Below are 13798 nucleotides of genomic sequence, written 5' to 3'. Positions count from 1 at the left end.
GGGAATGGCTGTACCCCTGGTGGGTGCCCCGGACTTCAAATCCGGCGGCGGGCCAGCCTTGAGCTGTCCGCGGTAGGTTCGATTCCTACACATTCCCGCCAAATAATTATATATATATTTGAGCTGTCCCACGGAATTTTTGATTAATTTTAAGTAGTCCGATGGACAGTTTTTATTATAACTAATTTAAATATAATATATGGAGTGAGAAAAGTGGACAATAATAAATCTAAATTAACAGGTATTTTTTATGGTATAACTGCTTATGTTTTGTGGGGTATTTTACCTCTTTATTGGAAGGCATTAGATAAGGTTGCTCCCATGGAAATACTTGCTCATCGTATTCTTTGGTCCCTAGTTTTTGTCCTGGTAATTTTATATTTCCAGAAAAAATTACATCAATTTAAAGAAATCTTCAAATCCAAATCTAATTTGATTCGTCTTATCTTTGCAACTATATTCATATCTATTAATTGGGGAGTATATATCTGGGCAGTGAATACTGGACATATTGTTGAAACAAGTATGGGATATTATATGAATCCTTTAATTGTTATTTTGTTAGGTGTAGTAGTCTTAAAAGAGAAATTAAATTCTTGGCAGATAATATCTATAGTTATGGCTACAATTGGGGTTGGTATTATGACTTTTAAATATGGGCAGATGCCTTGGATTTCTTTGACTTTAGCCTTATCTTTTGCATTATATGGACTTATGAAAAAGACCATTTCAATTGGTTCAACGGTAGGATTAGCTATGGAGACCGCCATTTTAGCGCCAATTGCGTTGGGCTATATTATCTTTAGACAGGTTAGCGGTGTGGGTGCTCTAGGTCATGTTTCTAGTATTACAACTATAATACTTATTTGTTCTGGAATAGTAACAGCTCTACCTTTATTATTCTTTACTAAAGGAACCCAGAGATTACCGCTGTCTAGTATGGGTTATTTACAGTATATTTCCCCGACCATCAGCCTTATATTAGGGATATTTGTCTTTAAAGAAGAATTTACAACTACTCATTTGATAAGTTTTAGTTTTATTTGGATTGGTTTAGCCATATTTACTATTTCTCAGATAAGAGATATGCAGTTAAAGAGGCAGAGGCAAAAGATAGAGAGGTTTTAATAGATTACTTCAGATAAATAATAACCTTGAGCAAAATCTATATATTTTTTAAGGCTCTCATATACATTATAAGTGATTAGATTTTGTTTAACTTGGCTACGTAGTTCATTTAATAAATCATTAATTTTATTTTGTAAAGTAATATTCTGCTTCTTTTTAATTAATACAAAATTAATATAGCTTTCTTCTATTGTATTTAACTCTTCTTCGCATGAACGAATAATATTTAATCCTTTAATAAAGAAATCTACGGTTACTTTATTCTCATTAAAGCACTCTCTTATATAGTCTTCAATAGTGATTAAAACTTCTAAAAGAATTATATTATCTTCTCTATATTTATCTAGCTTATTTAAAAAGCTATTAATTTCAATGCTTTCATTTAGTTTTTTCATATTAGATTCCTCCTTGAATTATAACTTATATAATATATTTCCCGATTATAATTATTTTAAACCCTTATAAAGTAAAAAATAATTAAAAAGTATTTTTTAGAAATAGGATAAATATATCTATGTTAACCATGTAAATGGAGAACTAAGCCAACCTATAAGTTTAGTGATATTTATCTTTCGCTGTAAAAACATCTTTTTTACAGTTTTATTATTCAGGGATTTAACTAATTTGTCATATTGTTTATTAGACATGCCGCCTATTATCTTACGTAATTTATAAGAATTTTGATAATCATTTTTAAGATTTTTTGTTAAAATATCATAGTTTTTATCTTCAGTGATGGCTTTTTTTACTAATATTCCACTTTCAATAGAGCTAAATTGCCCAAATCCTAAGAATGGCATAATGAATCCTCCTGCTTGACCAATTAGATAAGTATTATTAAATTCATTAGTTTTAGGTCGACCAATTTCATAATGATCTATTTGAAAAGTATCTTTAATTTTAAATTCAAAATTAAGTTCTTCTAAAAGATTATTCCATAGTTCTTTAAAATTAACAGTATCATGTAAGGTAGCAATAGCTAATGATGCTAATTTATGTCCAAAAGGAAGCAAATAGGCATAACCCTGTGGAGCTAAATTATGATTAAGCCACATTTTAACAGTAGTCGGTTCAAACTTACCCTCAATAGTTGCTCCGATGATCTTTACAGAAACATCTGTATGCTGCCATTGATCTAACTTCTTAGTTGTTCTAGCATCACCAGTTGCAATGATAACCTTGTCAAAGTTATCTTTTAAACTCTGATAATCGGGTCTTTGATTATGTTTGATTTTGCTCTTAATTAATTTCCCTAATTGATTTTCTAAAGACCGTTCATGATTACCTCTAATGGTAATATAACCGATGTCACCAATAATAGTTGCATTTTCATTTGGTCCGTAAAATTTGATTTTACGGATAGGGAGAGTTGGTTGAAGAGGGATCTCTTGATTAAGACTGAGGTAATAGAAGGCGTCAGTAATAGGTAGATTAATTAAATGAAGCATTGCTTCTCCGTTAACAAATCTTGCTCCTACTTTATGTTCTTTTTCATAAATAGTAGGCTTAAAGCCGGCTTTTTCTAATTTATAAGCAGCAGTTAATCCGCTAATTCCTGCTCCAACGATGGCTATTCTAATATTGATTACCCCCTTGATATGGAATGATAATAACTTATGATTACTATAAGTATAATCATAAGTTATTATGGCTTATAAGCTAGATTTTTATTTAAATAGGAATTAGAATTATTATAAAAATATAAGTAATGGTGATTTGGTTTAGATATGTATAGTAAAGTTTGATATTAGTTAAAATTTAATATATAATTATGTCTAATAACTGTTATAAGAAAATTATAACAATTAAAATTTCAAGGAGGGATGCTAGATGTTATTAAAAGAGAAAGTGGCTATTATTACTGGGGCAGCTTCTGGTTTTGGTAAGGAAACATCAAAATTGTTTGCCGATGAAGGAGCTAAGGTTATTGGTGTAGATTATAATGAAGAAGGACAAGAAGTTATTGATGAGATTAATGATAATGGTGGTGAGGCAGTATTTGTTCAAGGTGATGTCTCGAAAGCAGAAGATGTTAAGAAGTTTGTAGATGAGGCAATTAATACATATGGAAGAATAGATATTCTCTTCAATAATGCTGGAATTTATATTCCAGGTAAAGTTGATGAAATTGATATAGATAACTGGAAAAGAGTATTAGATGTTAATCTTGATGGTGTCTTTTTAGGATGTAAATATGCAGTAACACATATGAAAGAGAATAGTGATGGGGGAGTTATTATTAATACAGGTTCAGCAGCAGGCTTAATGGGCTTTCCAGATGCAGTATCCTATGCTGCTTCAAAAGGAGCTGTTGTTTCACTGACAAAAGCTTTAGCAGTAGACCATGCTGATGATAATATTAGGGTTAACTGTATATGTCCAGGAACAGGTGAGACTGAAATGACTAGAGAGGTACTAGAAGACGAACAGCTTAGAGAGATGTTTCTACAACCTATTCCATTAAATGAGTTTGGTCAACCTGACGATATAGCTAATGCAGCTTTGTTCTTAGCATCTGATCTATCTTCATATATAACAGGTGTTGCTTTACCTGTTGACGGCGGTTGGACTATGTCCTAAGTATTATCTTAAAAGTAAATTAATATTATTTGTATATAACTACCTATTAGATTACCTTGTTTAAAGGTTCTAATAGGTAGTTTTTTATTATTTAGATAAATATTAAATAATTTTAATGAAAAAGAAGGAGATATTATATTCGCATAGAATACAGTTATATACACAATTGTAATTATATGGAAATAAAGTGTACTGAGATGAAAATCTAGTAAAGATCGATCTTGTTTGAAAAAAATATTAAATAATTTAAATTAAAAGAAGGAGATACGATTTCTATGAAGAATACAGTTATATACAGAGATGTAAATATATGGTAATGAATTATATTGAGATTACAGGAGGGATGTGGTTGCTATAAAGTTAATAGTATTATCTATTTTATTAGCAAGATCGGTAACATTCTATTACAAATTAGGAATGGATCATCATAGAATCTAAGTATTCAACTGGTAATATATATTATGTATGATAAAGAATATAAATGAAATAAAGCACAGTATAGTTTATAGTTAGAGTCTTCTTAAAACAGATAAATTTTAAATTTATCTCCATAGTGATTCGATTCACATGTGACAAAAACAATTCAAGAATAGTTCAAACTTTAGTCATAATTAGAAAAATTTAACATATAGATTATAGTAAGTAAACAAAGATGAAGCACGTTAATATTTTATTATGATTAACTAGTGAAAGACGCCACGAATTGTATCAAACTTAAAGTATAGTTTAAATACAGGAATGATTTCCCCTTAACAGTTATTAGGAGAGCTTAATGATGAAGTGAGGTGATATTTTATTATACTCAGCTAGTGAAAATTTCTACAAGTTATATGAAACTAAATTTAAAATAATTTATAAGTATAAGCTAAATTAAGTATAAGCTAAATTAAGTATAAGCTAAATTAAGTATAAGCTAAATAAGGAAGGGGATTATTTTGAAAAAAATAAAAATATCATTATTAATTTGTTTATTAATTTTTGTTGGATTAAATTTAACCTCTCAGAATGCTTTTGCCATGGATTCTGAAAGCTGTAAGCAGTGTCACCAAGATGTAAAGAAGAGTTGGGAGACATCGGGTCACGCAAAAATGGGGATATCCTGCTTATCGTGTCATAAATCCAATATGAAATTACGTCAAGATAAGAAAGAAGTTTGTAGTACATGTCATACTACTGGCGAGATTAAAGCCGGTGGATCCATAGGCATGCCGCAAAAGGAAGTTCTTGAAGGATCTAAAGTTACATTCTTTACTGAGAGGGATGTACCAAGCTCACACTCAGTTTCTGGAGTGACTTGTGTGGATTGTCACATGCCTGATAATAAAAGTCACAGCTTTAAATTTATAATGCCCACATCTTTAGAAACCGATAATACTAACAAGGATTCACAGGAAGAAAAGACTGATAATAAAGAAAAACAAGTGGCTTCATGTACTACCTGTCATAGGGTTTTGCCGCCAAAATTACTTAAAAGGCAAATAGTTTCAAAACAATCTACAATAACTAATATGCAAAATAAAGTTAAAAAATTGTTAGAGACTAATAAAGAATTTAAAGATCAAGAAATTTATAAGAAAGCTAAGGCTAATTATGAATTTACCAAAAAAGATGGTAGTAAAGGTATTCATAACTCCATCTATATTAGAGATATTTTAAAGAGAACAGCTATCCAATTGAATAATCTTAAAACGAATAATTAGTTTAACAATATAGAACTTGTGATTTTGCACATTATAACTATCTAAAGGCATTTGATATTAATCTGTTTTGTCTCAAGTTATGGAGGGGGCATAATGAAGAAGATTAGAAAAAGAATATATATAATTTTTATGATATTAATTGCTATATTAATCTTATCGGTTAATAATCAAAAAATTGTGGAAAGTAAGAAAACTAACCAAATCACAAGTTCAAAAGACTGTAAGCTTTGTCACGTACAATTGTATCTTGATTGGAGTAAGACGTCTCATTATCAAAATTTTAAAGAGTTATCTTCATTTTCAAGTTTCAATTATCGTAGTAAATGTGAAATTTGCCATAATTCTCATAATAAAAAGGAAGAGGTCTTAATTCCAAGCTCATTTGAAGAAGCTAATCAGAAGTGCGGTGATAGATGTCATTTTACTAATAATGATTCTAAAAAAAGACAGAGAATTAAAATTATTAAACAAAATTGGATAGAAAGTAATCATGGGCAAGGTGGTATAGCTTGTACACAATGTCACAATCAACATCAGTCTAATAATTTACAGAGTAAAGAATTCTGCTTAAATTGTCACGGACCTACAAATGTAATCTCATATTCGAGTAAGACTAAAGAACATTATGCAGATAAGAATTGTATAGATTGTCATGACCCTCATAAAAAGTCATTAGATTTAAATTTATTCAAAAGAAAGTATATACATTATCCAATAGCTAAAAGTAAATGTTTTAAGTGTCATAGTCCTCATAATGCTTTTAGTGACAAACTTACCAAAGATCATGATAATAATTTATGCTATAAATGTCATAGTGCAAAAGAGTATGTATTTCCTAACACAGGTCATGCTAAAGCTCAGGGGATTATAGGTAAGGGATTATGTGTTAATTGTCATAGACCGCATAGTGCAGGTTATTTGCCCTTGCTAAGGCAAGATATAACAAGTATTTGTCTTTCTTGTCATAATAATTATGGAGCACATCATTTCTTAGGAAATATAAAGTTACGAAAGGAAATAGAATGTATTACATGTCATAACCCTCATGGTGGGGCTAATAGATCAGCTTTAAAAGTGAACTCTCAAAATATATGTAAGCAATGTCATAAAGAAGCATAGTATTAAAGAAGTAATTAGTACTGAATGGTTAAGAATAAAATTCATTATTCAATCTAAAATATAATTAATAGCGAGGGGTGAATTATGAAAACGAACATTACAAATAGAAGTTTATTAAATTATATTCTTATATTTGGGTTAATGATTACGATTATGACTGTAGGATTAAGTATTCAGGTGTTAGCACAGGATAAAGAAGACACAAAAGATAATATGTATGTACAAGATCGAATCAAGGCTTTAGCAATTACATATGGTAGTACTCGAGAAGAGTCTGGTTTTAAAAGATTTCTTTTTGGTGCCAAGCCTTTAGTTGAACTCAATAAACCATTCGGAGTTGCTGTAGATGAGTCGACAGGTAAGATATATGTAACCGATGCGGTCAAGAGTGAGGTCTTAGTATTTAAGCCTGATGGTTCTTATCTTAAGAAGATAGGAGTAGGTGAATTAGAGAATCCAACAGGTATTGATATAGTCAAGGATAAAATCTATGTCTCTAACTCTACTCAAAATAAGATTACCGTATTTAATATAAAAGGTGACTATATTAAAGATTTTGGTTTTATAGCAGATAAGGACGACAAGAAGAGACTTAAGAGGCCAACAGGTTTAGTGATTGATGAAAAAAGAAAACGTCTTTATGTGGCAGACACAAGAGATCATAATATTCAGATTTATAGCTTAAAAGGAAAACTTCTCAAGGTAATAGGTAAAAGAGGAGCTGGTCATGGAAACTTCAATTATCCAATTGCATTAGCTGTAGACCAAGAGGGACATATATATGTTGGTGATACTCTTAATTATCGAATTCAAGTTTTAAATCCAGATGGAGAATTTATTAGACAGATTGATGGAGGCCCAGACCAGACATTAGGAAGTTTACCGCGGCCGAAAGGAATTGCGATTGATAACAAAGGTCGGACTTATGTAACCGACGGTTACTTGCAGGTTGTGCAAGTATTTGATAAAGAAGGAAAACTACTTTTCTTTTTCGGAAGGCCTGGTGTTAATGATAAGCAGTTTCGATTACCGGCTGAGATAGAGATTGATGATAAAGGAAGAATATATATTATTGATACTATGAATAGACGTCTGCAGGTGCTAAAACTTCAACCTCCAAAGAAAGAAGCTAAATCGAAAGAAGTTAAGAAGGCTGAACCTACTGATAAATAATAGATTTAATAATATAAATTTTTATATGGCTTTTGCCTATTTGCCTATAGATAGTGCATCTATCTCTAGGCAGGCAAAAAATATCTAAACTAGAAAGGAGGTGAAAATTATGAAGAAGTTAGGAATTATTTTCCTATCTATCTTGGTGATAGCTTTATTTGCTATACCAACACTTGCCGCTGGAGATGATACAAATGGTATAGTTGTGAGAGATGATGGTACCTTCGGAATCGATGGTTCAGGCCACGATTTCGCTACAATGCAAGGAGAAGCTGGTAACGGTTATGATATTTTAACTGGTGCTGACATCTCTTGTGTAGGATGCCACGTTCCTCACAATACTAATCCAGAGGAAGAAGGTGCATTATTCAGCGACTACTATGATAGTTCTACTGATGGATCAACTACTGATGGTGGTTTAACTCCTCCAAGTAAGTTGTATGATTTCTCAGGGTTCACTACTAATACAAAGTTATGTATGAGCTGTCACGATGGTACCATGACTGTACCTCAAACAGCAGGGACAACTACTGAGGATACTAGTGGAGCTGGTGGAAGTCAAGTTGATATGATGGAGAACGTTATCTCTAGAGACTTAAATGATGACCATCCAGTAGGTGTTGCGTATAATACTCATAGATTTAGAGGACTTACAACTATGAGCTATAGTGACACTACGTTTAAAGCTGACTTGAATCCTGGTGATGAAACATATGCGTTATTAACTCATAACGACACCAGTGACCAGGTTGTTAGTTGCTATACCTGTCATGATCCACATTTGGACATTGATGGTATGCAAAGTGATGAAGACTCTTTCTTAAGAGTTAAGACTCAGCAAGCTTGGGATGATACTGCAGTAGATATAACTACTTTTCAAGAGGGTGGTCATGCTGCTGAAAACTTATGTATTCAGTGTCACCAGAAGTAAAGGGTAAATAAGTGCTTATTAAGAGGTGTTTATTAAAAGTTGTACTTAACTAAAGGGCTCTTTTTAGAGCCCTTTAGCCCTTTTCAATACTAATAGTTTATCTTTATAGCTTACTATATTAATTCTACATCTAAATTGTTACAGAATTATGATGGAAATATTATGAATTTATGAATAGATAATTTTTTTAAAATTAGGATAAATTTAAAAAGGGTAGATAGGAACTAAAGTCAGGATGATAAATTTTAGATTGGAGGGTAGTACTTTGAAAGGAATTAAAAGGATCAAAAACTACTTATATTTGATACCTATAGCTTTTATGATTAGTATTATTCCGTTTATAGTATATTTAAAAAAGATTCATTTACAAAAATTCCTACTTAGATACTGGACTGGTGCTAAGTTTAATTGGGATTATTTCTCTTATTATAAGATGGTATGGATTTTGATTTCTACTATTATTGCTATAATATTATTCGTTATTTACTTATTAAAGAGAAATAATTTAAAGAATACTTATTACTATATACCTTTAGGGGTTTATGCTTTATTTATCATTCTTTCGTCGTTATTATCTGAATATCAATCTGTCGCTTTTTTAGGGTTTCCTGATCGCTATGAAGGGATGTTTACATTGCTTTCATATTTAATCATAACATTTATCACAATAAATTTAGTTAATACTAAAAAAGATATAAAATTTATAATAGGGTCTCTTCTAGTTTCTGCTTTTGTTTTAAGTATTCTTGGTATTTTTCAATATTTTGGTCTAGACCTTTTTAGGACGATGAAAGGCCTACTATTAATTCTACCTCAGGAGTTACATACTGTAGTAGATACAATAGATGCTAAATTTCCGCTATATACAATATATGCTACATTATATAATCCTAATTATGTCGGGAGTTATACATCAATATTATTTAGCTTTTCTTTAGGGTTATATGTTTTAATTAAAGATAGACAACATAAATTATTATCAGGTGTATTTAGTCTTTTGATGTTTGCTACTTGGTTAGGTTCTCGTTCCCGGGCTGGTATAGTTGGTGGTTTCTTTGCAATAATCCTATTATTTGTATTATTACATAAGAGAATAATTAAAGAGTATAAATATATTTTAGGAATTATTTGTTGTTTCATTATAGTATTTAGCATTATGAATTATGCAGCTAATGGTGACTTAGGAAGTGAATTACTATCTTTAGGAAGAGAGACTGAACTGGCCTTTGGAGAAGGTGAGGTAAGTAATCTCAAGGATATCAAAATTAATGGAAAAGAGCTATCAATAGTAACTGAAACTGAGAAATTAAATGTAGTAGTTATGAAGAATGATAATTTAGAATTCTATAATAGGGCTGGAGAGAAGATTCTTGATTCATATACTAAGTATCCTGATCCCTATGAATCTAACCAATATGTAAATATTATTGAATTGAATGACAAGCAGTATAAGAATTATCATTTTGTATATGTACCGAATAAGGATCTATTACATCTTGAATATGATAAGCTTTTTGGCAATAGGAGAATGAAGGTTAATTTCAAGGTGACCCCAACTGGATTTCGAGTTATGGGGATAAAGAAACATTTATATAAATTGAAGGAGGTAGAGTATTGGGGATTTGAAAATAAAGAAAGGTTAGCATCTGGTAGGGGGTTCATATGGTCTAGATCCTTGCCATTATTAAAGAATTCATTTATTACTGGATATGGACCTGATACTTATGCTCTCTATTTTCCGCAGAATGATTTTGTAGGTAAGCTTAAGACTTTTGGCAGTACCTTAAAAATTGTTGACAAGCCACATAATTTATATCTACAAATTGCAATTAATACTGGTATTATTTCACTTCTAGCCTTTTTATCTTTGGTTATTAGTTACTTCTTTTCAAGTATCAAAATTTATTCATTTAGTAATTTTGATAATATTCATGAAATAATCGGAGCCAGTATTTTAATAGCCTTGACTGGTTATCTGATGACAGCATTCTTTAATGATAGTGTAGTATCTGTTGCACCTATCTTTTGGATTTTATTAGGAATAGGTATTAGCATTAATCTAAAATTAAAGAAGTCTAACGATCAAGACCTAATGACGTAATTATATAATTACGTAAGGAGTAAATAATATGAGGAGAAAGTTTATAATTATAAACTTTATATTGATAATCTTTATAAGTGTAATTCTATCTCAAAGCTCTTTAGCCTTGAGACCACTTGATTTTGGAGGGAATTTACGATGGGGAAGTGAGTATTCTAAAGATAAAGACGGAAGTAGCCATCTGCTTACTTATACGGATTATGAGGTTGGATTAGACTCTGGTGGGGCTTTAGTTTTCCCACAGATAGGCTCTTATAATTTTGGTATAAGTTATCGTGATTATATTAATAAATCAGAAGGATTAAAGCCTAGAGTTAATAGTTATAATTTTGGTATTAACTTACTTCCTCGAAGTCCTCTTTCCTTAAATTTAACTACTGAGAAGCAGGAGCGGGACTATGGAGGAGATGATAAAGAAGAGGTAATTAATACTGTCTTTAAGAGAAGTTTTGCTACATTACATACACCATTACCGTTAGGATTACGATTGAGCTCTGAAATAAAACTAAAAGAAAATTTTGATGTAACTAAAGAGAAGGTTGATAATCAGATTCGGAAATATGATATTAAATTGAATAAAGATTTAAATTTTAATGATCTTATGAAGACTAAGATAACAACAAAATACAAAAATTTACTTATTGAAGATTCAATAAGTATGGATGATACTGTTACTAAGACTAAATCACTTTTTATTAATAATTATTTATATGAAGACTTTCTTTATTTATCTGATATAGATGGAGGATATTCCATCAGTGACCAAAAGAATGAACAGAGTATTAATTATAGCTTAAAGACTACCTGGAATCCTTTAGACTATTTAAAGATTGGAGCAAATTATAGAAAACGAATTAATAAAGAAAGAGTACAAAATAAATTTATTGATACAAAGAAGAATACGAGTTTGCTAATGAACTTTAAGGCTGACCCTTATCCAATTCTAAGTTTTGATGGCAGGATACTGAAAAGCAACTCTCAAATAAGGGATAATGGTGCTGCAGATAAGCTGAATTTAGGCTTTGGTGCTGATATATCTTACTGGGATGGACTACCTCTTAAATTTGATATATCTAATACTCAAGAGGAATTGGTTAATCACGTGACTAAACAGGTAGAGCATCAGTCAAGGAATGAGGCAAGCTTAGCTAGTAATTTTGATTTTTATAATATTGATTCTAAACTGAAAATTTCTAATAATAGAAATGAGAAGTCTGATGAAAATAATGGAGTTTTCACACAAAAGAGTACTAATTTAAGTTTAAATAATACTTTCCCTAATTTCTACTTTGGTAACTTTACACTTAATTCCTCATATGGCCACAAACTTATTTGGAAAAATAAAAAGAAAGAAAAGGAAAGTAAGTCTAACTCTCAAATAAATAGTAAATCATTAAATATAGGACTTAAATATCAACGTTACTTATTTAATAATTTTAATTTTTTTGGAGGTACTCACTATAACTCTGATTTAGAAGACTTTGGTTATACACCTAATTATAACTTTAATTTAAATTTTAGTCCATATAGACGTTTAAAGCTAAAGCTAGGGGTGAAGGGCTATCATCAGGATAAAGATGATTTTAATGTAGTAGAAGAGATACAAAATTATCGTCGCTGGAATGGTGAGATTAATTTTTATACCTTTAACTCACAATGGACTCTTAATTTTCATCGTAATAATGATCTTATACAGAATAATTGGGATACAGGGATTAGCTTAAAAGGGAGCTACCGTTATCGAAGTATGATATTAAGATTAAAAGCAAGGTGGAGGGAAGACGGTGGTTATACTTATAATCCAGGTGATACTTTAAGGGTAACCACTAGTTTAACTCGGTATTTTTAAGCTGATTTTGGATTTTATTTATTAGTAGGAAGTCTAATAACTTGAATTAAAAAGTTATTGCCAGGGGGGAAGAGAGTGAAAAGTTATAATGAATTTAACTATAATATTTTAAGAAAGAAAGTATTACTGATATTACTAATTGTAGTGGTTATTATAAATATAGTTTTTGTTTTCAAGGCTTATGGTGTTTCAAAGAAAGAAGTAAATTTCACCAAATATTGGCCATCACCAGAAAATGTTAAAATTAAATTTATACGTAGTATTTCTAATGCAGAACAGCTACAGCCTAAGCAGGAAGAAAAGAAAAGTTTGTGGAGTAAGTTTACAAACTTTGTGTTTGGAGAAAAAGAGAATAAAACAAGATTGCAACGTCCTTTTAGTTTAAGTAGTTCTAATGAAGAATTATATATAGCAGACCCTACTGCTCAAGCAGTATATAAAATAGATTTTAATGAAAATGAAATGAATAAATTTTTATATAAAGATAAAGGATCATTCTTTTCTAAAGATGGAGATAGTTATTTTAGTAACCCTATTGATGTAGTAGTAGATGATAAAAGGATATTTGTTTCTGATTCGGCCCAACAAGAAGTTTTAGTCTTTTCTAATGATGGTGAATTAATTAAACGGTTAGGAACTGATAAATTAAAGAGACCTACAGGATTAGGAGTTAATAGAGAGAAAAATCAATTATACATAGTAGATACTATAGAAAATAAGGTTTATATTTATGATACTGAGACTTATAAATTGATTAAAATTTTTGGAAAACGAGGAGTAAAACCAGGTAGGTTTAATTATCCAATTGATATTTTCATAAGAAATGAAAAAGTCTATATTAGTGATTCAATGAATTTTAGAGTTCAAATCTTTGATTTAAAAGGTGATTTTATTTCTGAATTTGGTCATTTAGGAGATAGTTCTGGTAGCTTTGCTCGCCCAAAGGGGATAGCTGTTGATAGTGAAGGACATATTTATGTAGTTGATGCTTTATTTGGAGCAGTGCAGATTTTTAATGAAGAAGGAAAATTATTATTAGTTGTAGGAGAGAAAGGCACAGATTTAGGGCAATTTTGGTTACCAACAGGGATACATATTGATAAACAAGATAATATCTATATAGCAGATTCCTATAATCATCGGATACAGATATTTAAGTATTTAGGAAAGTAATTATCAAATAAAGATATTGAAGTCTAATATAAGAATGAAATTCT

Annotated in this window: 11 protein-coding genes and 1 tRNA gene; 10 read left to right on the top strand and 2 right to left on the bottom strand. The window is 30.4% G+C overall.

Annotated features, from left to right (window positions below; translation table 11 throughout):
• Both B5D41_RS05115 and rarD read left to right on the top strand, forming a co-directional pair.
• Positions 1-101, top strand: a tRNA-Sec gene (locus B5D41_RS05115).
• Positions 102-213: 112 nt separating this feature from the next.
• On the top strand, positions 214-1128 hold the full coding sequence (gene rarD / locus B5D41_RS05110) for an EamA family transporter RarD (protein WP_078809536.1): 915 nt from the start codon (positions 214-216) through the stop codon (positions 1126-1128).
• Here rarD and B5D41_RS05105 read toward each other — a convergent pair.
• Together B5D41_RS05105 and B5D41_RS05100 are read right to left on the bottom strand one after the other, a co-directional pair.
• A complete protein-coding gene (locus tag B5D41_RS05105) occupies positions 1125-1523 on the bottom strand; it encodes a hypothetical protein (protein ID WP_078809535.1) in 399 nt (132 codons plus the stop codon). The genes rarD and B5D41_RS05105 overlap by 4 nt on opposite strands.
• A 117-nt stretch (positions 1524-1640) precedes the next feature.
• Complete coding sequence (locus B5D41_RS05100) at positions 1641-2696, bottom strand: NAD(P)/FAD-dependent oxidoreductase (protein ID WP_268794131.1); 1056 nt, start codon at positions 2694-2696, stop codon at positions 1641-1643.
• Positions 2697-2958: 262 nt separating this feature from the next.
• On the opposite strand from B5D41_RS05100, the gene B5D41_RS05095 reads away from it, so the two are divergent.
• The 8 genes from B5D41_RS05095 to B5D41_RS05060 all read left to right on the top strand — a co-directional run bounded on the left by B5D41_RS05095 (position 2959) and on the right by B5D41_RS05060 (position 13754).
• Positions 2959-3708, top strand: coding sequence for a meso-2,3-butanediol dehydrogenase (locus tag B5D41_RS05095; protein ID WP_078809534.1), 750 nt, complete (start codon positions 2959-2961; stop codon positions 3706-3708).
• Positions 3709-4643: 935 nt separating this feature from the next.
• Positions 4644-5408, top strand: coding sequence for a cytochrome c3 family protein (locus B5D41_RS05090; RefSeq protein WP_078809533.1), 765 nt, complete (start codon positions 4644-4646; stop codon positions 5406-5408).
• Between the two features lie 93 nt (positions 5409-5501).
• On the top strand, positions 5502-6527 hold the full coding sequence (locus tag B5D41_RS05085; protein WP_078809532.1) for a cytochrome c3 family protein: 1026 nt from the start codon (positions 5502-5504) through the stop codon (positions 6525-6527).
• An 84-nt stretch (positions 6528-6611) separates the two neighbouring features.
• Positions 6612-7700 (top strand): 6-bladed beta-propeller, encoded by a 1089-nt coding sequence (locus B5D41_RS05080; RefSeq protein WP_078809531.1) that lies wholly within the window; start codon positions 6612-6614, stop codon positions 7698-7700.
• A gap of 109 nt (positions 7701-7809) precedes the next feature.
• Positions 7810-8631 (top strand): hypothetical protein, encoded by an 822-nt coding sequence (locus B5D41_RS05075; protein WP_078809530.1) that lies wholly within the window; start codon positions 7810-7812, stop codon positions 8629-8631.
• Between the two features lie 265 nt (positions 8632-8896).
• Entirely contained in the window at positions 8897-10732 is a 1836-nt protein-coding gene (locus B5D41_RS05070) for an O-antigen ligase family protein (RefSeq protein WP_159442892.1), read from the top strand.
• Positions 10733-10760: 28 nt separating this feature from the next.
• On the top strand, positions 10761-12581 hold the full coding sequence (locus B5D41_RS05065; protein ID WP_078809528.1) for a hypothetical protein: 1821 nt from the start codon (positions 10761-10763) through the stop codon (positions 12579-12581).
• A gap of 75 nt (positions 12582-12656) precedes the next feature.
• Positions 12657-13754: a 6-bladed beta-propeller gene (locus B5D41_RS05060; RefSeq protein ID WP_078809527.1), complete on the top strand. Its 1098-nt coding sequence runs from the start codon at positions 12657-12659 to the stop codon at positions 13752-13754.
• The last annotated feature ends 44 nt before the right edge of the window (positions 13755-13798 follow it).

Source organism: Selenihalanaerobacter shriftii (assembly GCF_900167185.1).
GTDB lineage: Bacteria > Bacillota > Halanaerobiia > Halobacteroidales > Acetohalobiaceae > Selenihalanaerobacter > Selenihalanaerobacter shriftii.
The sequence above is the reverse complement of the archived record's forward strand: the minus strand, read 5'-3'. Positions and strand labels throughout refer to the sequence as shown.